Annotated in this window: 31 protein-coding genes; 21 read left to right on the plus strand and 10 right to left on the minus strand. The window is 63.2% G+C overall.

Features of this window, described 5'->3' with window-relative positions:
- Positions 1-5: 5 nt before the first annotated feature.
- From ACSQ9A_RS07870 to ACSQ9A_RS07880, 3 genes are all read right to left on the minus strand, one after another.
- The gene (locus ACSQ9A_RS07870) at positions 6-710 is read right to left on the minus strand and encodes a glutathione S-transferase N-terminal domain-containing protein (RefSeq protein WP_436303233.1); all 705 of its coding nucleotides are present in this window, start codon (positions 708-710) and stop codon (positions 6-8) included.
- A gap of 65 nt (positions 711-775) precedes the next feature.
- A complete protein-coding gene (locus ACSQ9A_RS07875; protein ID WP_436303234.1) occupies positions 776-1,630 on the minus strand; it encodes a methylglyoxal synthase in 855 nt (284 codons plus the stop codon).
- A 19-nt stretch (positions 1,631-1,649) separates the two neighbouring features.
- Positions 1,650-2,417 (minus strand): class I SAM-dependent methyltransferase, encoded by a 768-nt coding sequence (locus ACSQ9A_RS07880; RefSeq protein WP_436303235.1) that lies wholly within the window; start codon positions 2,415-2,417, stop codon positions 1,650-1,652.
- Here ACSQ9A_RS07880 and ACSQ9A_RS07885 point away from each other — a divergent pair.
- The 20 genes from ACSQ9A_RS07885 to ACSQ9A_RS07980 all read left to right on the plus strand — a co-directional run bounded on the left by ACSQ9A_RS07885 (position 2,328) and on the right by ACSQ9A_RS07980 (position 19,176).
- The gene (locus ACSQ9A_RS07885) at positions 2,328-3,677 is read left to right on the plus strand and encodes a lanthionine synthetase C family protein (protein WP_436303236.1); all 1,350 of its coding nucleotides are present in this window, start codon (positions 2,328-2,330) and stop codon (positions 3,675-3,677) included. The genes ACSQ9A_RS07880 and ACSQ9A_RS07885 overlap by 90 nt on opposite strands.
- Positions 3,678-3,741: 64 nt before the next feature.
- A complete protein-coding gene (locus tag ACSQ9A_RS07890; RefSeq protein WP_436303237.1) occupies positions 3,742-4,062 on the plus strand; it encodes a class II aldolase/adducin family protein in 321 nt (106 codons plus the stop codon).
- Between the two features lie 30 nt (positions 4,063-4,092).
- Positions 4,093-4,296, plus strand: a complete 204-nt coding sequence (locus ACSQ9A_RS07895; protein ID WP_436303238.1) for a 4-oxalocrotonate tautomerase — start codon at positions 4,093-4,095, stop codon at positions 4,294-4,296.
- A 282-nt stretch (positions 4,297-4,578) separates the two neighbouring features.
- On the plus strand, positions 4,579-5,112 hold the full coding sequence (locus ACSQ9A_RS07900) for an excisionase family DNA-binding protein (RefSeq protein ID WP_436303239.1): 534 nt from the start codon (positions 4,579-4,581) through the stop codon (positions 5,110-5,112).
- Complete coding sequence (locus ACSQ9A_RS07905) at positions 5,109-5,723, plus strand: PIN domain-containing protein (protein WP_436303240.1); 615 nt, start codon at positions 5,109-5,111, stop codon at positions 5,721-5,723. The genes ACSQ9A_RS07900 and ACSQ9A_RS07905 overlap by 4 nt, the downstream gene beginning before the upstream one ends.
- 197 nt (positions 5,724-5,920) lie before the next feature.
- Positions 5,921-7,606 (plus strand): FxLYD domain-containing protein, encoded by a 1,686-nt coding sequence (locus tag ACSQ9A_RS07910; RefSeq protein WP_436303241.1) that lies wholly within the window; start codon positions 5,921-5,923, stop codon positions 7,604-7,606.
- Between the two features lie 185 nt (positions 7,607-7,791).
- Complete coding sequence (locus ACSQ9A_RS07915; protein WP_436303242.1) at positions 7,792-8,016, plus strand: hypothetical protein; 225 nt, start codon at positions 7,792-7,794, stop codon at positions 8,014-8,016.
- 480 nt (positions 8,017-8,496) lie between these two features.
- Positions 8,497-9,081, plus strand: a complete 585-nt coding sequence (locus tag ACSQ9A_RS07920; protein WP_436303243.1) for an A24 family peptidase — start codon at positions 8,497-8,499, stop codon at positions 9,079-9,081.
- A 38-nt stretch (positions 9,082-9,119) separates the two neighbouring features.
- Entirely contained in the window at positions 9,120-9,971 is an 852-nt protein-coding gene (cpaB, locus tag ACSQ9A_RS07925) for a Flp pilus assembly protein CpaB (protein WP_436303244.1), read from the plus strand.
- Between the two features lie 47 nt (positions 9,972-10,018).
- On the plus strand, positions 10,019-11,518 hold the full coding sequence (locus tag ACSQ9A_RS07930) for a type II and III secretion system protein family protein (protein WP_436306273.1): 1,500 nt from the start codon (positions 10,019-10,021) through the stop codon (positions 11,516-11,518).
- 10 nt (positions 11,519-11,528) lie between these two features.
- The gene (locus tag ACSQ9A_RS07935; RefSeq protein WP_436303245.1) at positions 11,529-11,804 is read left to right on the plus strand and encodes a hypothetical protein; all 276 of its coding nucleotides are present in this window, start codon (positions 11,529-11,531) and stop codon (positions 11,802-11,804) included.
- 119 nt (positions 11,805-11,923) lie between these two features.
- The gene (locus tag ACSQ9A_RS07940) at positions 11,924-12,127 is read left to right on the plus strand and encodes a Flp family type IVb pilin (protein ID WP_436303246.1); all 204 of its coding nucleotides are present in this window, start codon (positions 11,924-11,926) and stop codon (positions 12,125-12,127) included.
- A gap of 147 nt (positions 12,128-12,274) precedes the next feature.
- Positions 12,275-12,451, plus strand: a complete 177-nt coding sequence (locus ACSQ9A_RS07945; protein WP_436303247.1) for a Flp family type IVb pilin — start codon at positions 12,275-12,277, stop codon at positions 12,449-12,451.
- 36 nt (positions 12,452-12,487) lie between these two features.
- Positions 12,488-13,783, plus strand: coding sequence for a pilus assembly protein TadG-related protein (locus ACSQ9A_RS07950; RefSeq protein ID WP_436303248.1), 1,296 nt, complete (start codon positions 12,488-12,490; stop codon positions 13,781-13,783).
- Positions 13,784-13,792: 9 nt separating this feature from the next.
- Positions 13,793-14,242, plus strand: a complete 450-nt coding sequence (locus tag ACSQ9A_RS07955; RefSeq protein ID WP_436303249.1) for a TadE/TadG family type IV pilus assembly protein — start codon at positions 13,793-13,795, stop codon at positions 14,240-14,242.
- Complete coding sequence (locus ACSQ9A_RS07960; RefSeq protein WP_436303250.1) at positions 14,239-14,673, plus strand: TadE/TadG family type IV pilus assembly protein; 435 nt, start codon at positions 14,239-14,241, stop codon at positions 14,671-14,673. The genes ACSQ9A_RS07955 and ACSQ9A_RS07960 overlap by 4 nt, the downstream gene beginning before the upstream one ends.
- A gap of 17 nt (positions 14,674-14,690) precedes the next feature.
- The gene (locus tag ACSQ9A_RS07965) at positions 14,691-15,842 is read left to right on the plus strand and encodes an AAA family ATPase (RefSeq protein WP_436303251.1); all 1,152 of its coding nucleotides are present in this window, start codon (positions 14,691-14,693) and stop codon (positions 15,840-15,842) included.
- 36 nt (positions 15,843-15,878) lie between these two features.
- A complete protein-coding gene (locus ACSQ9A_RS07970; protein ID WP_436303252.1) occupies positions 15,879-17,252 on the plus strand; it encodes a CpaF family protein in 1,374 nt (457 codons plus the stop codon).
- An 11-nt stretch (positions 17,253-17,263) separates the two neighbouring features.
- Positions 17,264-18,256 (plus strand): type II secretion system F family protein, encoded by a 993-nt coding sequence (locus ACSQ9A_RS07975; RefSeq protein WP_436303253.1) that lies wholly within the window; start codon positions 17,264-17,266, stop codon positions 18,254-18,256.
- Between the two features lie 11 nt (positions 18,257-18,267).
- Positions 18,268-19,176: a type II secretion system F family protein gene (locus ACSQ9A_RS07980; RefSeq protein WP_436303254.1), complete on the plus strand. Its 909-nt coding sequence runs from the start codon at positions 18,268-18,270 to the stop codon at positions 19,174-19,176.
- A 16-nt stretch (positions 19,177-19,192) separates the two neighbouring features.
- Here ACSQ9A_RS07980 and ACSQ9A_RS07985 read toward each other — a convergent pair whose 3' ends face one another.
- Together ACSQ9A_RS07985 and ACSQ9A_RS07990 are read right to left on the minus strand one after the other, a co-directional pair.
- Complete coding sequence (locus ACSQ9A_RS07985) at positions 19,193-19,879, minus strand: response regulator (protein ID WP_436303255.1); 687 nt, start codon at positions 19,877-19,879, stop codon at positions 19,193-19,195.
- A gap of 10 nt (positions 19,880-19,889) precedes the next feature.
- A complete protein-coding gene (locus ACSQ9A_RS07990; RefSeq protein WP_436303256.1) occupies positions 19,890-21,575 on the minus strand; it encodes a sensor histidine kinase in 1,686 nt (561 codons plus the stop codon).
- A 226-nt stretch (positions 21,576-21,801) separates the two neighbouring features.
- Here ACSQ9A_RS07990 and ACSQ9A_RS07995 point away from each other — a divergent pair, with 226 nt between their 5' ends.
- Positions 21,802-22,944 (plus strand): zinc-binding dehydrogenase, encoded by a 1,143-nt coding sequence (locus ACSQ9A_RS07995; RefSeq protein WP_436303257.1) that lies wholly within the window; start codon positions 21,802-21,804, stop codon positions 22,942-22,944.
- A 68-nt stretch (positions 22,945-23,012) separates the two neighbouring features.
- Here the strand turns inward: ACSQ9A_RS07995 and ACSQ9A_RS08000 are convergent, their stop codons facing one another.
- Genes ACSQ9A_RS08000 through flgA form a run of 5 tightly spaced genes read right to left on the minus strand, consistent with a single transcriptional unit; the run spans position 23,013 to position 25,153 of the window.
- Positions 23,013-23,342 (minus strand): type II toxin-antitoxin system RelE/ParE family toxin, encoded by a 330-nt coding sequence (locus tag ACSQ9A_RS08000; RefSeq protein ID WP_436303258.1) that lies wholly within the window; start codon positions 23,340-23,342, stop codon positions 23,013-23,015.
- Positions 23,339-23,590, minus strand: a complete 252-nt coding sequence (locus ACSQ9A_RS08005) for a type II toxin-antitoxin system ParD family antitoxin (protein ID WP_436303259.1) — start codon at positions 23,588-23,590, stop codon at positions 23,339-23,341. The genes ACSQ9A_RS08000 and ACSQ9A_RS08005 overlap by 4 nt, the downstream gene beginning before the upstream one ends.
- Before the next feature lie 59 nt (positions 23,591-23,649).
- On the minus strand, positions 23,650-24,108 hold the full coding sequence (locus ACSQ9A_RS08010; protein ID WP_436303260.1) for a flagella synthesis protein FlgN: 459 nt from the start codon (positions 24,106-24,108) through the stop codon (positions 23,650-23,652).
- Positions 24,105-24,401 carry a flagellar biosynthesis anti-sigma factor FlgM gene (gene flgM, locus ACSQ9A_RS08015; protein WP_436295941.1) on the minus strand — a complete coding sequence of 99 codons (297 nt, stop codon included), beginning with the start codon at positions 24,399-24,401 and terminating at the stop codon, positions 24,105-24,107. Before flgM ends, ACSQ9A_RS08010 begins: the two co-directional genes overlap by 4 nt.
- A gap of 59 nt (positions 24,402-24,460) precedes the next feature.
- Entirely contained in the window at positions 24,461-25,153 is a 693-nt protein-coding gene (gene flgA, locus ACSQ9A_RS08020) for a flagellar basal body P-ring formation chaperone FlgA (protein WP_436303261.1), read from the minus strand.
- Positions 25,154-25,164 lie beyond the last annotated feature (11 nt).

Raw genomic sequence — 25,164 nt, forward strand, 5'->3', positions numbered from 1 at the left:
GGGGTTCAGTCCCGCTGGGGAATGCCCAGGCCTCGCGCGACGGCCGGCCGTGCGAGAAACATCTCCAGCGCCCGCGTGACCTGCGGGAAGTTCCGGATCTCGACCAGGTCCGCCGCTTCGTAGAAACCGATCAAATTGCGCACCCAGGGAAAGGTGGCGATGTCGGCGATGCTGTAGGCATCGCCCATGATCCAGCTGCGGCCCGCGAGCCGCCCTTCGAGCACGCCGAGCAGGCGCTTGGCCTCCTCGACGTAGCGGTCGCGCGGGCGCTTGTCTTCGTAGTCCTTGCCGGCGAACTTGTTGAAGAAGCCGAGCTGGCCGAACATCGGACCGATGCCGCCCATCTGGAACATCAGCCACTGGATGGTTTCCCAGCGGCCGGCCGCGTCCTTCGGCATGAGCTGGCCAGTTTTGTCCGCGAGGTAGAGAAGGATCGCGCCCGATTCGAACAAGGCCAGCGGCTTGCCGCCCGGACCGTCGGGATCGAGGATGGCAGGGATCTTGTTGTTGGGATTGAGCGAGAGGAACTCGGGCGACATCTGGTCGTTCGTCGAGAAGCTGACCAGATGCGGCTCGTAGGGCAGGCCGGTCTCTTCGAGCATGATCGAGACCTTGACACCGTTGGGCGTCGGCAGGGAATAGAGCTGCAGCCGATCGGGATGCCGGGCGGGCCATTTCTTGGTGATCGGAAAAGCCGATAGGTCGTTCATGGTGTTGCGTGTCCTTGATGCCGCGGAAACGGCTGAAGGCGGGGATTCTGCCTTCGGCCGGCGGTTCAGGAGAAGGTTGAAGCCCAGCGCTCGGCCATCGCCGGGGAGTTGAAGCAGGTGGTGTCCCGCGTCGTGCTGCATACGGCGCGTTCGAGCAGCTGGATGTCGGCCTCGTGCTGGCGCGCGACATGCGGGTCCTCGAAGAAGATGGCTTTCTGGCAGCGGCGGTCGAGCACCAGCTCGGCGATCTGCGCATCGCCGCCCAGCGGACCGCTGAGATAGCGCTGGACCCAGGGCTGGTCCTTGGGCCAGCCGCGCGACCAGGCCATGTCGTTGAGCCGGCCGCCCGTCGTGCCCGTCCCGACACGCGCCTTGAACCTCGACAGCAGGTCGAAGTGGGTCGCCGCGAACTCGACCATGCGGTCCTTCAAGGCGTCGTGCGCGATCAGGGCGACCGTCTGCGAGTCGATCGCCGAGAGCCGGGTTTTCTCTTCCGAAGCCAGGCCCGCATGCGCGAGTTCCACCGCCACCCATTCGGCGGCACCTGCGACCGTGGAGACGAAGGGCTTGCCGTGGACCACGCACTGGCGCTTGAGCGCCAGCGCTTCCGGATACAGCGAGGACGGATCCACAGGATCAATCAGGTAGATCACGCCATCGAGTTCGCTGGCGGTGGCGAGGCCGCCGGCAATATGCGACACCAGCCGCATCACGCCGCCGTCCCGGCCGTCGGGATAGCGCACCAGGCGGTCGTAGCCCGCGAGCAGGCCTTGCCGCATCAGCGCATCGTAGGTGCCGCCGACCGCGTGAAGCTCGAGTTGCAGCGCGCGGATGCCGTCGTCGCAAACAGCGGCCCAGTGGGCCAGCCCACCGCTCGCGTCCTGGCGATGCAGCCTGCTGGCGATCAGTCCGAAACGCATGGCCGTCACTCCTGTTTGATCAAGCCGGTTTGACGGCCGTGTACTCGGAGAAGATGCCGAGTTCGACATGGCGATGCGCGTCCTCGAAGCCGGCGGCGCGCAGCGCGGCCAGCACCGATTCCGGGGGAATGCAGGCCTCGATCGTGTCCCAGTAGTAGCGCCAAAGCTCGGCGGTGTCGCGCCGGCGCGCCACGATCCGCGCGATCACCGGCACGACAGTGCGCATGTAGGTCTTCAGCAAGGCCGTGCCGATCGGTCCCGCAGGCTTGGTGATCTCGAGCACGAGCAGCCGGCCGCCCGGGCGCAGCACCCGGAAGAATTCGGCAAAGGCCGCATTCACGTCGGCGATGTGGCGCAGCGCATAGCCCATGCTGAGGAAGTCGCTGCCGGCCTCCGGCAGCGGCAGCGCTTCGGCCCGGCCGCGGATCAGCTCGACCCCAGGCAGTGCCACCTCGCGCATCATGCCCGGACTGGGATCGATGCCCACCAGCCGGCCGTGCGGGCCGATCAGCGCGAGCGCCTCGCGCGCGACCAAGCCGGTGCCGATGCCGACGTCGAGCACCTGCGCGCCGGCTGCGAGCCCCGCTCGCAGCAGCGCGGCGCGCCGGTAGCGCGGCCCCGAGCCGAGCGCGAGCAGCCGCTCGATGCGCTCGTAGTCGGGCGCGGTGTCGTCGAAGATGCGGCGCAGGAACCGGTCGTGCTCGACCTCGTCGCCGTAGTAGGCCGGCAGCGGTGCGTGCGGCGGCAAAACCTCGATGGGAGCGATGGACGGGCTTGGTTTCTGCATCGAAGCCATTATCGTGAGCCCCACCTCGTCATCCTCGCCGACACCGCCATGCTCTTTTCGACGGACCGCCATGAACCACTGAGCCCGATCGCCTGGGACGAAGCGCTTGCCCGCGAGACGATCGAGCGGATCGTGCGGCAGACGGAAGCGCGCTTCTCTCCCGAGCTGCTGTGGCCGACGCATCCCAACGACAGCGCCGATCCCGCGCCTTCCTGCATGCTCTATTGGGGCGCCTGCGGCGTGTTCTGGGCGCTTTGCTACCTGGAGGCGCGCGGTGCGTGCCGGCTGCGGGGCGACTACGCCCCCTTCGTTCATTCACTGCTGAAGCCGAACCGGAAGGCGATGGGGCACCGCGGCCCATCGGCCTTCGGCAGCTACCTGATGGGCGACAGCGGCATTCAGCTCCTGCGCCATTGGAACGATCCTTCGGAAGAAACGGCGGCCGAGTTGGCCGTGCTCATCGAGGCGACGATGGACCATCCCGCGCGCGAACTCATGTGGGGTTCGCCGGGCACGCTGCTCGCCGCTCTTTTTCTTCAGGAGCGGACGGGCGACCCGCGGTGGGCCCGGCTTTATCAGGCGACCGCACGCAAGCTCTGGTCGCAGCTCGAATGGTCGTCGGCGTTTGCCTGCAGCTACTGGACTCAGGACCTGTACGGGAACACACACACCTTCCTGGATGCGGTGCATGGCTTCGTGGCGACCGCGGCGGTACTCATCCGGGGGCGGCATCTGCTGGACGGCGCCGAATGGGCCGCGTGGCAGCAGTGCATCGCCGACACCGTTCGGCAGACCGCGGAATGGGACGGCCAGCATGTCAACTGGCGGCCGAAACTGGACTCTGCGCCGGTCAGCGACTTGGCCACGAAGCTCGTGCAGTTCTGCCACGGCGCGCCCGGCTTCGTCATCTGTCTCGCGGACTTCCCCGATGCCTCGTTGGACGACCTGCTCCTGGCCGGCGGCGAAACGACATGGGCCGCCGGTCCGCTCCGCAAGGGCTCCAATCTTTGCCATGGAACAGGCGGCAACGGCTATGCCTTTCTCAAGCTCCATCGCCGCTTCGGCGATGCGCGGTGGCTGGAGCGGGCACGCGCATTCGCCATGCACGGCATCCGGCAGACCGACGACGACCTCGCAAAGTTCGGCGACCTGCGCTACTCGCTCTGGACCGGAGACTTGGGCTTCGCGATCTACCTGTGGGATTGCATCCACGGGACCGATCGCTTCCCCACCTTGGACGTGTTCTTCGCGGGCGCGTGAGTGGCCGCATCCGAGATCACCGCATCGAGCCTGGTCAAGGTGAATGTGCGCGGCGAGGTGGTCGATGCTGGGTGTCGATGAGCAGCAACGGCTCGTCTCGGACCTCGGTGCGCTCGACGGCCTGATCCTCGACAACCACGGCACGCTGGTCGTGGGTCGCACCGTGGCCGAGGCCTGGATGCTGATGCACTTGCTCGAGCGCGCTGCGCAGGCGCAGTTGCGTGCCATGGCGGCCACCGGCGGCGCGGTGCGCGTGGTCAGCGACGAACTCGCTGCACGCACCCACGGCGAATGGGTCGGCGACGGCAGCGGGTGGGACGGCGACGTGGAATGGCCGGCCCTGCTGCGGCGGCTCGACCGCGCCTCGCCCGGCTATCGTGATTGATTGACTGAACCATTCATCTGGAGAACAAGCATGCCAACCATCCGCGTCGAGATGTTCGATGGCCGTACCGTCGAGCAGAAGCGCGCACTCGCGCAGGCCCTGACCGAAGCCACCGTGCGCACACTGGGCGGCTCCCCCGACGCCGTCGACATCCTGTTCTACGACATTGCGAAGCACGACTGGGCCACCGGCGGCAAGCTCTGGAGCGAGCCCACGCCGCCGCCGGCCGGGTGAACGCGAGCGGCTGCTGCGGGGCACGTCCGTAGCGGCGCGTAGGTGTCCCACTCGCCCTTCATGCCCGGGTTCCCATGTCGGCGCCGAACAGATCCCTCGCCCAGGGCCTGCGCAAGCTGCACTTGCGTGGTATGTTGGTCTTGCGAAACAAGGCGATGCGCTCGCCTTCAACTCGCTAGCCGCGGTCGCGGTCTGGAGGCGAGCAGGCACGTATTCGCCGAGCGCTGCTTGTTGTTTCGAGTATTTCGAATATTTCGATTTCGTGATAGCCTCGACCACACCATGAGCACGAAGCAATCGCCCGCCCGTTCCAGAAGGACATCGACCGCCAGGGGTGCCGCCAAAGCCGGATCTGCCCCCCAGAAGGCGAAGGCTTCGCCGCGTTCATCGCGCGTTGAGCCGGTGTTCAGGCTGTCGTTCGCTGTCGAGCCGTTCATCGACATCGTCGGCCGACACGTCAAGATCAATGACAAAGCCCGACAGGCGATCGAGATCGACTTGACCGAAGCCCTTGGCCATGGCGGTGTGGTGTTGACCGCTTCGAGCGTCACCCCGGCCGAGCAGGCTGCTGCAGAGGCTGCCGTGGCCGATCCGGTTCTGACGACGGAGCAAGCGGCTCAACTGGCCGGCGTCAGCAGACCCTTCATGGTCAAGCTGATTGATTCCGGGGCGGTGGAGTTGCATCAGAGGGTGGGCAATCAGCGCAGGCTTCTGCGTAGCGCCGTGTTGCGCTGGCGTGCCGACGAGCGCTCGCGTCAGCTCAAGGCCTTGAAGCGCGTGTCCGAGGATTTCGACGGGGAAATCTTCTCCTCGTGATCATTCCGGTCGTCGCCGATGCCGACACGCTGTTTCCGGCCACCACGCGCGGCTTGTTGATCTACCTGGACTACCGCGGCGTCATCAAACTTCACTGGTCGCCGCTCATACTCGACGAAATGAGTCGCGCGCTGGTGGATGCCGGACGCAAACATTCATTGGCCGATGCGAAGGCGCATGAGAAACGCATGTGCGACGCACTTCCGAATGCAACGGTGGCCGCTGCGGTCGTCCAGTCTCTCTTCAAGGATGTAGCGCATGCCGTCAATTCGCCCAAGGACATCCATGTTGCGGCATGCGCCCGCTCACTGATAGCTGCGAATGCCTATCCAGCCTCTGAGGCTGTTGTGCTGACGACGCGCAACACGAAGGATTTCAAGAAAGGAGCTCTGGCAGGGCTCGGCATCGAGTTGCGTAAGCCGGATGCGTTTCTCCAGAGGCTCTTTGCGATGCAAGCGCAGGACTTTGCTTTCGCGTTCAATCACTTCCGGAGAGACCTCGTGTCGAAGCCGCAGCCGGAGGTCTTGCTCGAGAAATTGCGCCTGGATGGTCAGGAGGAGACAGCCCGGGCGCTACTCGCGGCACACCGGGCTGGCGTGGTGAAACTTTAAAAGGCACGGCCGCCTGCGTGCGCGGCGTGGTCAGGGCACAAACATGCTCCACGGCGTCTCGTTCTCGCGCAACCCACGCCGCTTCGTGATCTCCCCCAACGCCTCCCCCGCCTCGAACCGCGCAATCATCTGCTCCGGATCGGTCCCTCGCTAAGATCGCGCCGTACCGTCGCCGCCACTCCCAACAAGGAACCCCAGTGACCATCAACCTGCAAACGCTCAAGTGCGGGGAATGCGGCAGCGGCGTGCTCGAGCGCTCCGGGCTCAACCAGTACACCTGCGCGCATTGCGGCTCGGTCTCGATCGTCGAAGACGACGTGTCCGAGCGGCTGAGCCGGGTGCTCGACCAGGTCAAGGACGAAGCCGCGCGCCGGCTGGCGGCGGAACAAACGGCGCGCGGCCGGCAGGTCGGCCGGTCGTTGGCCATCGCCGCGGCGGCCGGCGTGGTGCTGATCACCGGCGTCTTCGTGGTCACGGCCTTCATCGTGGGCCGCAAGGAGCCGTCCGGAGCGGGCAGGCCGGTGGTGGCCTCGATGGCGCCGCGCACGATCCCGATCGACGGGCTCAAGCTCGATTCGCCGCGTCAGGTGCTGGTGGGCGCCGGCACCTCGGCTCGGCCCAGGCTGCTGGTGATGGCGCGCAATGAAACCGGCACGCCGCTCGAGCGGCCAAGCGTCAAGGCCATCTTCTACGACGGCGAAAGCCGGATCGGCGAGCGCAGCGAATCGGTGCCGATCGGCACGCTGATGCCGGGCGAATCGGCGCCGCTCCTGATCGACCTGCCGAGCGACAAGACCGTCACGCGCCAGGAGCTTCAGGTGGCCTCGCTGTCGGCACCGTACCGGACCGTGGAGGGGCCGCGGCTGCAGTTCACGCGCGTGCGCCTGGTGCAGCAGGAGGGCGAGGTGCGACTGGTCGGCCGCATCGTCAACGCGCGCAAGGATGCCGCGGCGCTGACCGCCGTGGAAGTGCTGGTCACGCTCTACGACGACGCCGGCGCGGTTATCGGCTTCGGCCGCGGCTTCTCGCAGGCCAACGAGATCAAGCCGGGCGAGCGCAGCGCGGCGGAGCTGCGCATCGAGCGCTTCGGCAGCCGCCAGGTGCCGATCGCGGCATGGGACTACCGCATCGACTACAACCTGAGCGAAGGGGAGCAGCAGGGCCGCACGCGCGTGCTGAGCAGCAACCGCGTGATCCGCACGGCCGGGGCGCCGGCGGCCTTCCATCCATCGCTGCGCCTCGGCAGCGAGGACCTGCTGGCCGACGAGGCCGAGCGCTTCGATCTCGCGCAGATCGAGTTGCTGCCGCTGGTGCCCGCGCACAACATCACGCAGCGGCCGGTCTACCTGGCCGAGGTGGTCAACCGCAGCAGCGAGGCCATCGCCCTGGCGCCGGGCGCGGTGATCTCGCGCTACGACGGCAACCGGCTCGACGGCACCACGGCCGTCGCCGGCCCGGCCTACCTCTACCCGGGCGAGCGCTTTCCCGTCCTGCTGGAGCCGCGCGACACCGACCGCATCTCGGCCACCCGCGTGGAATGGAAGCCGATGCGCCGCGCCGCCATGCCGGGGCCTCGCATGCCACTGCAGGTGCGCGTCGAAGACACCCGCGCGGCGACGAGCAGCGTGCTGGTCAACTTCAGCCGGCGCTACACCTACAAGTACGTCGACGTCAGCGGCACGGTGACCAATCCGGGCCATGCCATCGTTCGCAAGTCGCGGCTGTGGGTGAGCCTGCGCGACGGCGAAGGCAGGCTAGCCGGCTTCACGCTGCTCGACAACCTGCCGGCCATCGCCCCCGGCGAGAGCGTGCCCTTCCAGGCCAAGGTGAATCAGTTCGGCCGCGACTTCGCGAGCGTGGAGACGCTGTACCAGAGCGAGTAGCTGGGGCGGGGTCGAGGCAGGTTCGCCGCCGTCAGGCCCCACTGTGCAAAGCTTCTCGAAATGCGCGGCTTTGTAGGTAGAAAGGCCCAGACTTCGACCAAAGTCGTAGCCGCTTCGACGCGGCACTCGGCACACTCGCGCCCTTGTCTCTCGGACAGCCACTCCAAATCGATAGAGGGAACGCGATGGAACCGATGCACTGGGAATACATAGGCGCCTTGGGCGGCGTGATCGGCATCGGCTGGCTGGTGGTGGTGCCGATGTACCGCGGCTGGAAACCGTTGAACAAGAGGATGACCGACCGGGTCAGGGAAACCACGACGCTGCTGGCGGCGCTGGAGTGCGATCACGCGGGTCGTTCGTCGCGCCGGTTGCCGGCATCGCGCTGCTGCCCGACGAGCATTCGCTGAGAGAGGCGCTCCCCCGCGCGACGCCTCTCACCCTCTCCGACAAACCCCCGCAACTCGCCGATCGCGGCCGCTCTGGATTCCTGAGCGGACGCCGGTCGGCGCAGTCACGCCTGGAGGCCTGCCGGCGGCCTCAGAGATGAGTACTTTGGTAGGCGTTTTGTCATGCGCCGACCCGGATCGAAAGAGGCGATCTGTCCCGCCCAAATAGGGGCGCAACGCTCATGTATCCATTTGTTTGCATCTCTACATTAGATCCAAGCCAAACGCTTGGCGGGTAATTCCGATCAAGTCCTCCAACGAAAGAGCAACGCGGAGAAATGCATGCGATTTGCGAGGCATCTGTCGCATACGTTCGCCGATCTATTGAAAGAAGAAGCGGGCGCCTCGCTCATGGAATATGCACTCGTGGGTTCGCTGATTCTGGTCGTTTGCATGCTTTTATTGCTCGCTTGGCACAAACAGAATTGAAGGAAATTGAACATGCAAGAATTTCACGCGTTGCTCGAACTTCTGGCCATGCTGGCAACCGACCCGCGCATCGTGGTGTTGTTCGTGCTGCTCGTCGTCGCCTCCATCAGCGATTACCGCACCTACAGAATTCCCAATTGGCTGACATTCGGCGGCGCTGCTTTTGCGCTGGTCTACAAGACCGTCATTGCCGTGTCGCCGCCAACGGCTTTTTTGCAGGCGTTCGGGGGACTCTTCCTCGGCTTTCTGATCATGCTGCCGGCCTATGCGCTAGGTGTCATGGGTGCAGGTGATGTGAAGCTGATGGCGATGGTCGGTGCGTTCCTTGGAGTCCACGAAACGCTCCAGGCCGTTCTATTCGCATTCATCGTGGGCGGAATAGCCGCGCTCGGATTTGCACTTCTCAAGGGAAAACTGGGCCGCATGCTGCACAACGCAAAAGCCGCAGTTTTTGGCATGGTGGCATCGACGTTTGCAGGCTTCAGGCCCGACGCCCGAATAGAGGCGAACCAATCAATCGGAAAACTCCCATATGGCATCTGCATCAGCATCGGGACGATGGGTTACGTACTAGGTCGGCAATTGGGCTACGCATAGCCGGCGCAGATCGAAAACATCAATTAGTGGAGCACTAAATGAGAAATATCAAGGCAATGGGTCTTCTAATTCTGGCATTGATGATCGGCCTAGCTGCCGCTGTCTATGCATCAGGCTGGGTATCACGGCAAGGAAACATTGCTTCCAACAAAGTGGTGGTTGCCGTGGTCGATATCGAACTCGGCAGCAAGATCAATGCGCAAATGCTGTCGACTACCGATTGGCCGAGCGGGTCTGTCCCGGTCGGGGCCTTCAACGACCTCAAGGACGTGCAGGACCGCGTCGCCAAAGTCAGCGTGCTGCGCGGCGAGGCGATCCTCGAAGGAAAGCTGGCACCGGTGGGAACCAAAGGCGGCCTCTCCGCGGTCATCGCCCCCGGCAAGCGGGCCATGACGGTGCGCGTCAACGACGTGGTCGGCGTCGCCGGCTTCGCGCTCCCCGGCAACTACGTCGACGTCATGGTGAACGCGCAGCAGGAAAGGGCCAAGGGCGAAGAAGCAAAGCAGATCAGCAAGACCGTCCTGGAGCACGTGCTGGTCCTGGCCATCGCACAGGAAGCGAGCCGCGACGACACCAAGCCCAAGGTGGTCAACGCCGTGACGCTCGAGTTGTCGCCGGAGGATTCCGAAAAGCTCGATCTCGCCCGCAGCGTCGGAACGCTGTCCCTGGTGCTGCGCAACCAGGTGGACAAGACAACGGTCGCGACCAACGGAATCACCAAGCGCCAGCTCTTTGGCGACAAGGAAATCTTGCCCGTATCGGTGGTGGCAGCTGCCCCGGCCCCTGCCACGGCCAAGCCCAAGGCCTTCATCAGCAAGCCCGTGATGGCGCCCCCCATGGAATGCGTGGAAGTCATTCAGAGCTCCGGTCGAGCCCTCAATTGCTTCTGATCTAAGAACATAGAGGAGAAGTTCAAGTGCACAACAACCACAAGTCCCTGGTGCTGCTCGCGGCGCTGGCGTTGACTGGCCCATCTTTTGCGGCCGACGACCCCCCCGTCACTTCGGCGGCCCCCAGTGCAGCTCCTGCCAGTCCCGCAAGTTCCGGCGGCACCAAGCGCTGCACGTCCGTGGTCCACGACGACCGCCCGACCTACGTGACCCTCGGGAAATCGACTGTCATACCGCTCGATGTGCGGGTCGCCCGCATCATCGTGAGCGGCCAACCGCCGAGCAGAGCCCCTGCACCGAGTGCCGCCGCGACGGCCGCGCCTGGAGCGGCACCCGCACCGGCGCCTGCGCGCCCCGCCCCCGCCTCCCAAGCGAATGCAAACGACGGCGTGGCCGACATGGAAGTCATGCTGCTCAGCCCGACCGACCTGTTCTTCAGGGGAAAAGTCGCGGGATCCATGAACGTGATCCTGCAAAACGCGCAGGGCGCTTGCTTCATCAAGGACATCATCGTCACGATCGATTCGGGCGCGCTGCAGGCGAAGCTGACCGAACTGATGCCTGAGGAAAACCGCATCAAGGTACGCGGCGCCGAAAGAGCGATCGTGCTTACCGGCGAGATCAGCGATGCGCTGAAGCTCGACGACGTGATGAGCCTGGCCACCTCCTACGGCGACGGCAAGAAGGTGGTGAACCTGCTTCGCATCACGTCGCCGCAGCAGGTCATGCTCGAAGTCAAGATTGCCGAAGTCAGCAAGACCTTGCTTGACAGGCTGGGGTCGAGCATCGCCGCGCGCAGATTCACCAACGGCGGCACCAACACCTATACGCTGATCTCCAGCTTTCTGAGTGGAGGCGGTGCATTTGCGGAGGCGCTGCGGGTCGGCAAGACGGCGATCTCGCTCGACGGCCAGAAAGACGATGGCCTGGTGCGCGTCCTGGCCGAGCCCAACATCATGGCCATCAGCGGACAGCAGGCCAGCTTCTTGTCGGGCGGCAAGATTTACATCCCGGTCTCTCAGACCCAGAGCGGCGGCATCCCCACCATCACGCTGGAAGAAAAGGAATTCGGCATCGGCGTGAAATTCACGCCCACGGTGCTGAACGGCGGCCGGATCAATTTGAAGATGGTGTCCGAGGTCTCGGATCTGTCGCAGACCGGCTCGCCCTTCACCACCGTGGGCGGCGTGACTGCGGTACTGCCATCGCTCACGGTACGCCGGGCCGACACCACCGTGCAGCTCAACGACGGACAAAGCTTCGTCATTGCCGGCCTGATCAAGAACAACGTCACCGAAACGATCAAGCGCTTTCCGGGACTTGGTGAGGTGCCGGTAGTGGGTGCGCTCGCTCGTAGCACCGAATTCCAGAACGATCAGACGGAATTGCTCTTCGTGATCACGCCGCGCCTGGTCAGGCCGCTGTCCGAAACGCCCAGGCTGCCCACGGACAACCACGTCGTACCCAGCCGCGCCGAGGTCTATTTGAACGGTGCCCTGGAGAGCTCCCAGCCGGCTCCTTTCCCTCCCGCTTCCGAAACCAAATAAAGAGGACGTCATGACCAAGCTTGCCATTGCACTGCTTATCGGCCTGGTAGCGGGCTGTTCATCGGTGACTCCCCATTACGACGCGCGCTTCGGCGACGCCGTTCGGGATGCCAAGAAAAAAATGATCATCAATCCGGACGCCGGCAAGAATCCCGATCCGGTGGTTGGAATGGACGGAAAAGCGGCGCGGGAGACGATCATTCTTTATCAAGGAACCTACAAGACGCCGCCACCGGTGGTTAATGTAATCAATATTGGTGGGAACATTGCCGGCAGTGGCAAGTAACTCAAAAAAATGTCCCAAGTCTTAAAAATTTCATGGAAAGGAGTTGGAACAACCGAGTATCAGAATCCTCTACCAACCAAATTAATTCATCATTTTTTTGTCAATTCAAAGGTATCCAAATGAACAAATTTTTTAACGCGGCTCGCAATTCCATCGGCTCTTTTGTGCAAGACGAAGAAGGCGCTCAGATCGTCGAGTACGCACTGATCATCGCCGTCATTTCGCTCGTGCTGATCGTGGCGCTGAGGGACTTGAATGGTGGCGACTTCGCTGCCTTCATCGCCAAGGTCGGAACTTGCCTGACCGACGGGGCAACCTGCTAGTAACTGCAACGGCATGGCAGTCAGGCAGTGGCGACGCGCCTTTCCTGGTGGCGTTGCTGCTGGCCTGGCGCGAGAGCGATGGCTAATTCATCATTCGCTCGCCATCCCGGCTTCAGCTTGACCTTGAATCAGACAAAGGAAATTCTCATGTCGACTGCATTTTTCAAGGACGAGGAAGGCGCTCAGATCGTGGAATACGCGTTGATCATCGCGGTGATATCACTCGCATTGGTCGTCGCACTCCAGCCTCTGACCCTCGGTGCCGGCATTGGTGGCGTGCTCCAAAAACTTACCAACTGTCTGACCACGGCTTCGTGCCCGTAATCCATTGGCGAAGTTTCGATTAACAGAGGAGCTCTCATGCCAAGCGTTGCCATTCACCGTTGCCCTCGCCACCGTCAGCGCGGGGCAGTGATCATTACCACAGCGCTCGCCTTGCTGTTTCTGCTCGGCTTCATGGGAATTGCACTGGACTTTGGCCGGCTATTTGTTGTCAAAACAGAGTTGCAAACCGCAATGGACAGCTGCGCGTTGGCGGCGGCGGGGGAATTGGACGGGCAGAGTTCTGCACTCGAACGCGCCAGAAGCGCCGGCAAGACGGCCGGAAACCTGAACCGCGTCAATATGCAGTCTGTCGACTGGAGCGGCCAGGGCCAGATCGTCGACGCCGACATCACCTTCAAGGATTCCGCATATGTGACGACCGGCGATTTCGCGGTCGCCAAGTACGCACAGTGCCAGCATACGCAGCCGAACGTGAAGATGTGGCTGTTGGCGGCCATGGGCGCCTTTTCGGGCGACAGGGCTGGCAACCCGGCAACTCACAACGTGGCGGCGACGGCGGTCGCCACCCGGGCCAGCGCGCAGACCAGCTGCCCCGTTCCGGTGGGGCTCAAACCCAAGCCAGGCGGCACCGCACCGAACTACGGGTTCGCTGTGGGCGAATGGGTCACCCTGATCAACGAGCAGGGCGCGGCTCAGGGCGGCGAGATCGGCTGGGCCAATCTGGACGGGTCCAACAACGCAGCCGAAACGGAAGCCGAGTTGAACGGTCATTGCGGAACGAAAGTGGGCGACACATTGGGAACTCCCGGTGTGCAGGCTTCCGTCGCCGATGCTTGGAACTACCGTTTTGGGATCTACAAGAACACCGCCGATCCGGCCGCGACTGTGAGCAACCCGGACTTCACTGGCTACGCCTACACCGCGACCAACTGGCCGGCCCAGCAGAGCGCCTACGATGGTCCAGCGCCTGGCGCCGTCGCGCCGACCGCGGAGAATTTCCTGACCAAGCGCCAGGCATTCGCCTCCTGCGCCGACACCGGGACCAAGGTCAAGGGCGCCAACAGCTGCGAGTCGATCTCAGCCCCCCATTTGTCGCTGAACAGCTTCCAGAAGCTGGCTGCGCCAGGCAACACGCCGGGTGGGCATAAGCAATATGGACGCAGTCGACGCATCGTCACGGTACCGGTGATCAATGGCGCCGGCCAAGTCGTCGACTACGCATGCATGCTCATGCTGCAGCCTCTGTCGATCCCGATGACGAACGTGCAATTGGAATTCAGGGGCAATGCCTCGGCGGACGGCGGCCCCTGCACGACCAGCGGCCTTCCAGGTGGTGTTATCGGACCGCTTGTACCGGTTCTGGTGAGGTGAGGAGTCGATATGAAAGCCAAACAATCCGGAGTGGCATTGGTCGAGCTGGCCTTGATCATTCCCCTTTTGTTGCTGCTGACCTTTATCACCACGGAGTTCGGACGCGCAATGTATGAGTACAACGCCGTTACGAAATCGACGCGGGACGCCGTGCGCTATCTCTCATTTCAAACGCCGGGCACCCACATTACAGAAGCTCAGAATCTGATGGTCTACGGCAATCTTGCGGGCACAGGAACGCCGTTGGTGCGCGGACTCAGCCTTGCCAACGTGCCGGCGGCAAGCTGCTGCACTTGGCAGACGGCGGGCACCAATCCGGTGATAAATACCGTGACTGTCCGGATCAGTGGCTTCACGTTTCATTCGCTTTTTATCAGCGTCTTCGGCGTCGTTTTCGGCGATGCCAATGGCGATATTGTCTTTAGCGACATCACGGCAACGATGAGAGGTGCGACATGAAAAGAAAGCAAACCGGTGCGACCATCGTGGAATTCGCGCTGGGTCTGATCATATTTTTCATGTTCCTGTTCGGAATCACGGACTTCGCCCGCATGCTTTTCACCTGGAGCGCCGCGAACGAGGCGACCAGGGCCGGAGCGCGGTATGCGGTGGTTTGCGATGACACATTCCAACAGGCGCAGGTGTTGGCAAAGATGCAAACACTGCTGCCGCAGATCAACGCCATCGATGTGGCATGGAACCCATCGGGATGTAACGCAGCGACCTGCGAAGGCGTCACGGTGACGATCACCAGTCTCAACTACCAATGGATTTCTCCTATTGCCGGTGCAGCTCGGCTTGCGCCTATTCCGATGCCGACCTTTTCCACCTTCCTGCCCCGGGAAGTCATGCACCAAGACCTGAATAGCGATGCGATCTGCGCATCATGAACATGGATGGATGAAAAATGAAAATCGCCCTTATTTCTCCCAGCAAGAGTCATCTCCAGGAAATGAGCCGGGTGCTCGAGGCTCATTCGCACACCGTGGTCCTGTTCGACGGCGGAAAAAGCAAAATGCGCCAGGTTGCCGAGCAGGAGCAACCGGACCTCATGGTGGTGGATGGCATGTGCTGCGATCCCAATGAACTGGCGCTGGTCGAATACGTCACCACGCACCACCCGAAGGTGGCCGTGATTCTGCTTTGTGCCACCCAGACGCCGGAATTCCTGATCAATTCCATGCGCGCCGGTGTGCGGGAGGTGCTCCCTTCGCCGGCCACGCCGGCTGCGCTGGAGGCCGCGGTGAACCGCATGGCGGCCAAGCTCCTGGGGCTTCACGGCGCCACGGCCGGCAAGGTGCTGGCATTCATGCCCTGCAAAGGCGGCAGCGGCGCGACTTTCCTGGCAACCAATCTCGGCTACCAGCTGGCCGAAACCAGTTCGGTGCTGCTGATCGATCTGAATCTGCAGTTCGGCGATGCCCTGTCTTTCGTCAGCGATGGCAAGCCCGCTTCCACGGTGGCAGATGTCGCGCGCGACATCAGCAGGTTGGACGCCTCCTTCCTGGTGGCAAGCACGGTCAAGGTCGCGCCCAACTTCAGCATCCTGGCCGCCCCGGAGGACATGTCCAAAGCCATGGAGGTCAAGGCGGAACATGTCGACGCCATCCTCGCTCTGGCCGTGACTCTGTACGACTTCGTCCTGCTGGATCTCGATCGAAATCTGAACACGCTGGCAATCAGGGCGCTGGATCGTGCCCAGCGGATCTACCCCGTGCTGCAGGCGGGGCTGCCATCCATTCGAAATGCAGGCAAGTTGTTGGCGGTATTCAAGTCGCTGGGCTATCCGGCAACCAAGACCGAGCTGATCGTCAATCGCTTCGAGAAGACGGGCGAGATCGGCGTCAGCGACATGCGGCGTTCGCTGGGCTCCGTCGCGCTGCTCACGATCCCGGACTCCTATAAGGAAGTCAACAACTCGATCAACCGCGGTGTCCCCCTGGTGGAAATCTCCCGCACCAATCCTGTCGCCAAGAGTCTGGCGGATCTGGCGCTGTCGTTGGCTCCGCGGCAAGACCAGAACAGCAGTTTCTTCGCCCGTCTCTTTCGGAAAGCCTAACCGTCTTCTCCCTGTAATTCACAAGGCAGGTACCCCATGTCATTTCGAGAAAAACTTGACGCTGTCGCGATGGAGCCCATCGTGCGCCCGCAGGTTCAGCCCACTGTCGATGTCCTCAGAAATCCGGTCGCCACCGATTCCTACAAATCGCTGAAGGGCAGGATGCACCTGAAGCTGCTCGAGAAGTTCGACTTGGCGGCGCTGGAGACTCTGGCGCCCGAGGTCTTGCGGCAAGAGATTTCCGCCATGGTCGGACGCTTGCTGCTGGAAGAGCAGGAAGCCCTCAATGAGATCGAACGACGCACCCTCATTCGAGACATCCAGCATGAAATGCTGGGCTTCGGTCCGATCGAATTGCTGATGGCCGACCCCACTGTGTCCGACATCCTGGTCAACTCCCACGAGCAGATCTACGTCGAGCGCAAGGGGAAGCTGGAACTCACCAACGTCACCTTTACCGACGAAAAGCACTTGCTGCGGATCATCGACAAGATCGTGTCGCTGGTGGGGCGGCGCATCGACGAGTCGAGCCCCATGGTCGACGCCCGGCTGCCCGACGGTTCCCGCGTCAACGCAGTCATTCCACCCGTGGCGCTCGACGGGCCGATGATGTCCATTCGCCGCTTTGCTCACATTCCTCTCAAGATGGAGAACCTGGTCAACGACCTGAAGAGCCTGACGCCGCAAATGGCCTTCATGCTGGAAGGCTTGAGCAAGGCCAAGGTCAACATGATCATTTCCGGCGGAACAGGTGCGGGCAAGACCACGCTGTTGAACATCCTGTCCGGCTATATCCCGGAATCGGAGCGCATCGTCACCATCGAGGACGCGGCCGAGCTGCAGATGCAGCAGCCGCATGTGGTGCGCATGGAAACGCGCCCCATGAACATCGAGGGCAAGGGTGAGATCACGCAGCGTGCCCTGGTACGCAACGCGCTGCGCATGCGACCCGACCGCATCGTGATCGGCGAGGTGCGCGGCGCCGAGGCGGTCGACATGCTGCAGGCCATGAACACCGGCCATGAAGGCTCGCTGACGACGATCCACGCCAATACGCCGCGGGACGCTTTGTCCAGGCTGGAAAACATGATCGGGATGGCCAATCTCAATCTGCCGCACCACGCGGCGCGCCAGCAGATCGCTTCGGCCATCACCGTCGTGATCCAGGGGCTGAGACTGATCGACGGAAAGCGAAAGATCACCAGCATTCAGGAGATCACGGGCATGGAAGGCGACGTCGTCACCATGCAGGAGATCTTCGCTTTCAAGCAAACCGGCGTGGGAGCCGAGGGCGAGGTGCAGGGGTACTTCCACGCGACCGGCGTCCGGCCGAAATTCGCCGAGCGCCTGCGATCGTTTGGCGTCCTGCTGCCGGATGCCATGTTCGATCCGAGCAAGCGCTACGAGTAAAGGAGTCGATCATGTGGAAAGACGTCGGCAGCAATGCCTTCCTGGTGGTTGCAGTACTGGTATTCGTGGCCGTGCTTCTTCTTCTGGAAGCCTTGTATCTGATCTGGAAGTCGTACAAAGGGCCCGAGGCCAAGAAGCTCGAAAAGCGACTGCAGGCGCTGTCGGCCTCCCATGACGCGACCGCTCAGGCACAGTTGCTGAAGCAGCGCATGCTGAGCGAGGTGCCGGCCTTCCAGCGGCTCTTGTTCAGTCTTCCGAGAGCGCACAGCCTCGACAAATTCATCCTCCAGGCTGGTCTGGACTGGACGGTCTCGAAGCTGCTGCTCTCGGGCGCAGGGTTCGGGGTGATCGGCCTCGTCTTGATGACCGGCGTGGCTCATCAGCCCCTTCTGATGGGCGCCGCCGGGGGGGCAGTGCTGGCGGCGGTGCCGCTGCTGTACTTGCAGCACAAGCGAAGCAGCCGGCTGGCCAAACTGGAGCGGCAACTGCCCGACGCGCTCGACCTGGTGACCCGGGCACTGCGGTCCGGACATTCGTTCTCGTCCGGTTTGCAAATGATCGGCGAAGAAATGGCGGAGCCCATTGCCAATGAATTCCGCATCGTCAGCGACGAAGTCAACTTCGGGGTGTCGCTGCAGCAGGCGCTGACCAACCTGAGCGAAAGAGTCCCGCTCACTGACTTGCGCTATTTCGTCGTGGCGGTACTGGTCCAGCGTGACTCTGGCGGCAACCTCACCGAGGTGCTGGGCAATCTGAGCCGTTTGGTTCGCGAGCGCCTGAAGCTGTATGGAAAGGTCAGGGTCTTGTCGTCGGAGGGGCGGCTGTCGGCCTGGATTGTGGGTTCGATGCCATTTGCGCTGGCGGGCGTGATGAACCTGGTGAATCCGTCCTTCATGTCTCCCTTGTGGAAAGATCCGATGGGCATCTCCATCATCAAATACATGCTCATCCTGATGGCTTTCGGCGTCTTGATTCTCAGAAAAATAATCAAGATCCGGGTATAGAGGAGAAGAAAATGCTGTTATTTCCCGTGCTCATCTTCTTCGTCGTGATCTTGACACTCGGCGGGGTCTTCCTCTGGCTGACCCCCAGCAAGACAGAACAGCGGCTGCAGGCCATGTCCAATCCGACAGGCAAGTCGCAGTGGACGGAATCCGTGGTGAAGATCGTCGGCCCCTTCGCTCAGCTTTCGGCGCCGCCGATCGATGGTGAGGCATCGCCGCTGCGCGTCAAGTTTCTCAATGCAGGTATCCGGCACCCCGACGCGCATCTGATCTTCTTCGGATCCAAGACACTGCTGCCTCTTGCTCTTGCAGGATTGGCCTTTGTTGCCCTGAGAGCGTCGAATCAAACGACAGGCTTGACGCTGGTGATGTACCTTGCCATGGCGGCATTGGTCGGATGCTATCTGCCGAATTTCGTCCTGTTCTGCGTGACCAGGAACAGAAAGCGGGAGATCTTCGAGAACTTCCCTGATGCTGCCGACTTGATGCTGGTTTGCGTGGAGGCAGGCCTGGGGCTCGATGCCGGGCTGGTGAAGGTCACCGATGAAATCAGGATAAAAAGCGTCGCCCTGGCGGAAGAACTCCACTGGACGAATCTCGAGATGCGGGCAGGCGGGACGCGAGAGAAATCGCTGCGCAATCTGGCAATGCGCACGGGCGTCGAGGAAATCGGCATCTTTGCCACCATGCTGACCCAGGCCGACAAGTTCGGAACGAGCATCGGCGAGTCTCTTCGGGTTTTTTCCGATGATCTGCGGCACAAACGGCAAGTGCGTGCGGAGGAGCTGGCCGCCAAAATTCCGACCAAGATGCTCATTCCGCTGGTCCTGTGCATATTTCCGTCGATCCTAATGGTGATCCTGGGCCCGGCCGCCATTCAGATCATCCGAACCCTCGTCCCCATGTTCGGCGGACGGTGACAGAAAGGCGCTGCCGTCAGGACGGCAGCTTGTCCAGGTGGTGCTTCACGGCGTAGACATACAGCTCCAGCCGATTGCTCACCCCCAGCTTCTGGTAGATCGAAGTCAGGTGGTTGCGCAGGGTGTGCTCGGTGATGAAGAGCCGTTCGGCCAGCGCCTTGTTTGACGCGCCGTTTCCGTCGACCACGGTGTGGATGATCTTGCGTTCCTTGCAGGTCAGTGCCGCCTGCTTCTCCGCCTCGGGGTCGACCTTGTGCACCCGCTTCGAGTCCACGAACTCCGCGAACACGCGGCCCATCGTTTCGTTGTCCACGCACAGCTCGCCCTTGTGCATTCTTTCGATTGCCTGGAGCACCTGGTCCGCGGCTGCGTCCTTGCGCAACACACCCCGGGCGCCGCCGAGGACCGCCAGGTCGAGGGTTTTTTGTTGACGCTCGCCGGTCAGGATCATTACGCGGGAGACCGAGTTGGACAGCAGGCCGGGAAGAATGTCCAGGGCGCTTTTTCCTCCCAGGTCGAGATCCAGCAGGATGACGTCGGGAATCACCTGGTCGACCTGCTCGAGCGCTTCTTCGCAGTTTCTCGCCGTCCCGACCACCTGCATTCGCGGCTTCTCGCCATCGATCAATCTGGACAATCCCCAAAGCATCGTCTGGTGATCATCGACAAGCATGACACCGATGGGTTTTTCAACTGGCTGCATGTTCCACCTCCTAGATGGGTATCTCGACGTGCACGGAAGTGCCGCCGCTCGTTCCCCGCACCACTTGCGCGTTGCCGCCGAGCGCGGTCGCGCGTTCCGTGATCGACCTCGGCTGGAATGCGACCGACTGTGTTCCGTCGCATTCGTTCTCGATCTGGATCCTGAGCAAGCCGTCCACGCATTCCAGCTTGACGGCGCCGTGGTGCGCGAAGGTGTGCTTGCAGATGTTGCTCAAGCCCTCGCGCACGATCTGCAATATCTCCGCGGTCAGGCGGTCGCTCACGTTGAGCTCGCCCTGCACGCAGACCGAGATGTCGATCCCGTAGAAATCCCTGGCCTGCGCTGCCTGCTGGCGCAGGACCATGAGGAAGACTTGTTCCGTCTTGCCAAGGCCATTCTTGACCGTGCCGGCATAGCGGCGCAGATCGCCGATCACCTTGGCGGCCATGTCCGCCAGCTTGTCGAGATCCTCGATCAGCGGGTTGTCGGCGGCCGCCTTGTTGCGCAGAGCACTGAGGCCCATCTTCAATCCGATGTAGGGCTGGATGGCCGTGTCGTGAAGATCCAGCGCGATCTTCTGGCGTTCCTGCGAAGCCGCATCCGAGGCCATCCGGTCCAGCAGTTCGATGTTCTCGATCACGGGGAAGGCCTGGGCAGCGATATGGCTCAGGAAGAGCGCGTCGGCCTTTCTGAACCCGGCCTGGTGCGAGAACACATAGATGCGGCCTTCGCTTCTTCGGAGCGACACCGGCGCGCTGATGAACGAACGGGCATCCAGAAGCTCGGCCAGGCTCTCGCAGGCCGCTTCCTCGTGCTTGTTCCATCTTCCCTCGGTGCTGTCGTACACCGCGGCTCCGGCGAACGGGGACAGCTTCGGCCAGATCGCGCGGTTATGGACAACGATGCGGTTCTGCGGGAGCGCGACGAGCGGCGCGGCCGCTTGGGCGTCGATCCATTCGGCATTGACCGAATGCTTCGCGTCGCCCTCCCTGATGGTGCGCAGGAAGTAGGCGCCCGACTCCTTGTCCCGGACGATCAGCAAGCAGCAGCTTCCCTGGAAGAACACCTGTGTCTTCTCCAGAATGCTGGTGACGGTGTGATCGACGCCGAAGCGCGGATTTGATACGCGGCTGACGTCGCGCAGCAGCGCGAGCCGCCGTTTCAGTTCGACCTTCGAGCCGCCCCAATGGATGCTCATGTAGCCGAACGCAAGCAGGAAGGTGGCGCGCAGCAGCAGGCGGGGGAGGTCCTGCTCGGTCGTCGTTCCCAGTCCGCAGGCGGCGAACAATCCGACCGAAGCGAGGGTGACGCGCGCGCCCTCGTTGAAGCCCCATCGGAAGGACGAGGTGAGGATGGCGAAGAAGAAGAACAGGAAGAAGAAGCTGTGGATGCCGTCCGTGAAAAGAACGATCAGCCCATACCAGAAGACATCCAGCCAGTGAATCAGCTTGCTCTGCGAGAACGGCGCATCGAGCTGCGTATAGAGGTAAACGGCCAAACTGTGCAGGATGTAGCCGAAGAACAGCAGCCAGGTGAAGCCCCCGATGCCCCTCAAGCCCGCAGGATCGACAAAAATCGCGAGCAGGGCGGAGACGGACAGCACGAGCCGCATCCTGGCCACCATCCGCGCATCGGCGGCGTCGGCAGCAAGACTCGCATCGAACTCGTTTTTCCTGTCCAGCCTGTGCACCAGCATCGGGCGTCTCCTCCTCCCACGGACGGGGTCATCGGTGGGTTTGTTTAGCCAATTTCCGCGCAAGAGATGCGTATGTGAAGAAGTCACATATTACTACTTAGGTAAACAGAAGTAAGACTTTTGAAAGGATTTGTCAGTCGTTCTGCGCAAGAAGTCACGCGCCACCGGGGAGGCGCACCGGCGCCGAGCCTTCCTATACTGGCCGGCCCCAGCCTGGAGACACGCCATGCCCGCCGAGATACCCCGCACCACCCTGCAACTCCGCTCCCTGATCAAGCGCAGCGGCGAGCTCGAACTCTCGCTGGCCGAAGAACCGGTTCCCGAGCCCAAGCCCGACGAAGTCATCGTGCGCGTCGAGGCCGCGCCCATGAACCCTTCGGACCTCGGCCTCCTGTTCGGCGCTGCCGACATGGCCACGGCCAAGGCCTCGGGCACGCCGGCGCGACCGGTGGTGACGGCCAGCGTCGCCGAGGTCGCGATGAAGAGCATGGCCGCGCGCCTGGATGCGTCGATGCCCGTGGGCAACGAAGGCGCGGGCGTGGTCGTGGCGGCGGGTTCCTCGCCCGCGGCGCAGGCGCTTCTGGGCAAGACGGTCGCGCTGATCGGCGGCGCGATGTACACCCAGTACCGCTGCATCCCGGTCGCCCAGTGCATGCTGCTGCCCGAGGGCACGACGCCGGCCGAGGGCGCATCGTCCTTCGTCAATCCGCTCACCGCGCTCGGCATGGTCGAGACCATGCGGCGCGAGGGCCACAAGGCGCTGGTGCACACGGCCGCGGCCTCCAACCTCGGCCAGATGCTCAACCGCATCTGCATCCAGGACGGCATCGGCCTGGTGAACATCGTGCGCAAGAAGGAGCAGGAAGAGATCCTGCGCGCGATCGGCGCCCGGTACGTGTGCAATGCGAGCGCGCCCACCTTCATGCAGGACCTGACCGACGCGCTGGTCGCCACCGGCGCCACGCTGGCCTTCGACGCCATCGGCGGCGGCATGCTGGCCGGTCAGATCCTGAGCTGCATGGAAGCGGCCTTGAACAAGACCGCCACCGAATACAGCCGCTACGGCTCCACCACCCACAAGCAGGTCTACATCTACGGCGGCCTCGACCGTGGCCCCACCGAGTTCGTGCGCAATTTCGGCATGGCCTGGGGCATGGGCGGCTGGCTGCTCTTTCCCTTCCTGCAGAAGATCGGCCCGGAGGGCGCGAAGAAGCTCAAGGAGCGCGTGGCGGCCGAACTGAAGACCACCTTTGCGAGCCGCTACACCAAGGAGGTGTCGATGTCAGAGGCACTGAGGCCCGAAGAGATCGCGGTCTATGCGAAGCACGCGACCGGGGAGAAGTATTTGCTCAATCCAAGCAAGGGTTGAGCGCCGGCACCCACTGGATAGAGAAAAGCAAGCTGGCGCGCAACAACCCGGGAGGCTTGAGAGGTCCGTCAGGTTGAATCCGACGCCTGCATCCACGCCGGGATATCGCGTTGGCCATGCAGCACGCGCCAGACATCGATGTGATCGGTATGCTCGATGTAGAACACGAGATAGGGATAGCGCGTCAGCGGCCAGGAACGAAGGCCCGGCAGGTTCAGCTCATGGGCGTGGCGTGGCGAACCGGTGGACGGATGACGGCCAATGTGGGCATAGGCCTGCTCCAAGGCATCAACGAATCCGAGTGCGGCGTGTTCGGCGTCTTCCGCCAGGCAATGCGAGATTGCATCTTCGACGTCCCGGTTCGCCTGTTCGCGCGGAACAACGCGCCTAAGCTTCACCTGCGAGCACCCGTCCTGGCTGCCTTTCGCGTCCGGTTACGCAGGCTCTCGAAATAGCCGGCATCAGCCGGCGCCCCGGGTGCGGACTCAGCGCCTGCCATTAACAGCTCCCGCAGATGCAAACGCTCCTGGTCTTTGCGGATCAGTTCTCGTACGTATTCGCTGCTGGTGCCGTAGCCGCGTTGATCGACCTGCTTGTCGACGAATGCCTTGAGGGTGTCGGGCAGAGAGATGTTCATCGTGCTCATGGCCCAAGGCTAAATCGAATGGCAAAATTTGGCAAGGTTCAGGCCCCTTGCGGCAGAACCTACCCCAGCGCCAGCCGCGTCCCCGAAGCGCCCGCCGCCTTGCGGATCCCGTCCGGCCCGTAGAAGGGCTGCTTGCTCGCCTGCAGATAGTCGAGCGCGTTCTGGGTGAAGTCCAGATGGCCGTAGACCATCGATCCGATCTGGCGGTTGTCGGCCTTGGCGCGGTCCGCAAGTTCCAGCAGCGCCGTCCAGGCCTCTTGCGATGCTTCGCCGGCGGCGGCGGCCGCTTCATCGGCACCGGCACGGCCGGGTTCGAAGCCCAGCGCCACCTGGGCCGATTCGCGCGCCTGGTCGAGCGCGGCCAGGCGGTCGAGCAGGGCGGCCTTCTGTTCGGTGAGTGGGCCGAGGTCGGCGAAGAGATTGTTCTTCATGGCCTGCGCCTCCAGGTCCAGAACCGCAAGGAATTCTTCGACGCAGGACTTCTCGGCCAGCAAATGGGGCAGCAGGATCACGTTCACAGGTCTTTCTTGGCGCCGAGCAGGTCGCGCACGCTGGCCAGGAGGCCCTTGGCGATCCGCTCGGGATGGATTTCGTAGCGGCCGGCGCGGATGTCCTCGCGGATCGAGGCGACGCGCGCGGCATCGAAGTCGGTGCTGGGCGAACTGGGCAGCGAATGAACCTGGCCCGTTGAAACCTGCACCGACTCCTTGGCGCCTTCGGCGGCATCGGCGCCGGTGGCCGGCAGGGCCTTGCCGCCCTTGGCGGTGCGGGAGAGCGGTGTGGCCGACGGGGCGGATTGATCGATTTTCAAGATGGTTCCTCAGGGGCTGACCCGTTTATCGGCAGTTTAGGGCGGAACTTTAGGGTCACCTATTGCGAGAGTCGGATCTGGCCGCCTTCGTCCGCCACGCCGCTGACCAGGCGGCCGTTGCGCGTCTTGGCCTGCACGGTCGCGCCGATCTCGGCGCGGGTCATGGCCCGCGCCTCGGTGCTGACGGTGAAGCCCGGCCCCACGGCCACCACCTGCACCGTCTGGCCCTGCTGGATCACGACCACGCCGCGCACCAGTTCGCGCCGCACGAGCGCGCCGGCGGCGATGCGGTTGACGGCCACCACGCCCTTGAGTTCGGCGGCATCGGTCACGACCGAGCGCGGCAGCGCGCTGAGATCGCCGGTGCGTTCGGCCAGGTCGCCGGCGCCCAGGGCCTGGCCGGCCTCGATGACGCGCGCGGCCACGACATAGCGGCCCTCGATGGCGACGCGCGCCTGCACGAAACGCGTCCAGGGCTTGTCGCCGGCGCAGCGCAGGCCCACCGATACCCGGCCCGAGGGCGCGGCGCCCCTGGGCAGGAAAGCCTGGAGCGATTCGCAGGGAGGCAGCGCGCCCGAGGCCGGCATGCTCACGTCGATGCGCACCTTGCCCGGGAGGCCGGCGGTCTGCGCTTGCAGAAACTGTTCGATGACGGCGCGCGCATCCCCTGGCGCGGCCGCGGCCGGCGCTGCGGCCAGCGCCGCGAGCAGCAGCAGGAGGAGACGGCGAAAGGAGCGGGTTGTTTCCATCATCGGTCCAGCGA

Source organism: Variovorax sp. LjRoot290, assembly GCF_964253985.1.
In the GTDB taxonomy this organism is placed as follows: domain Bacteria; phylum Pseudomonadota; class Gammaproteobacteria; order Burkholderiales; family Burkholderiaceae_C; genus Variovorax.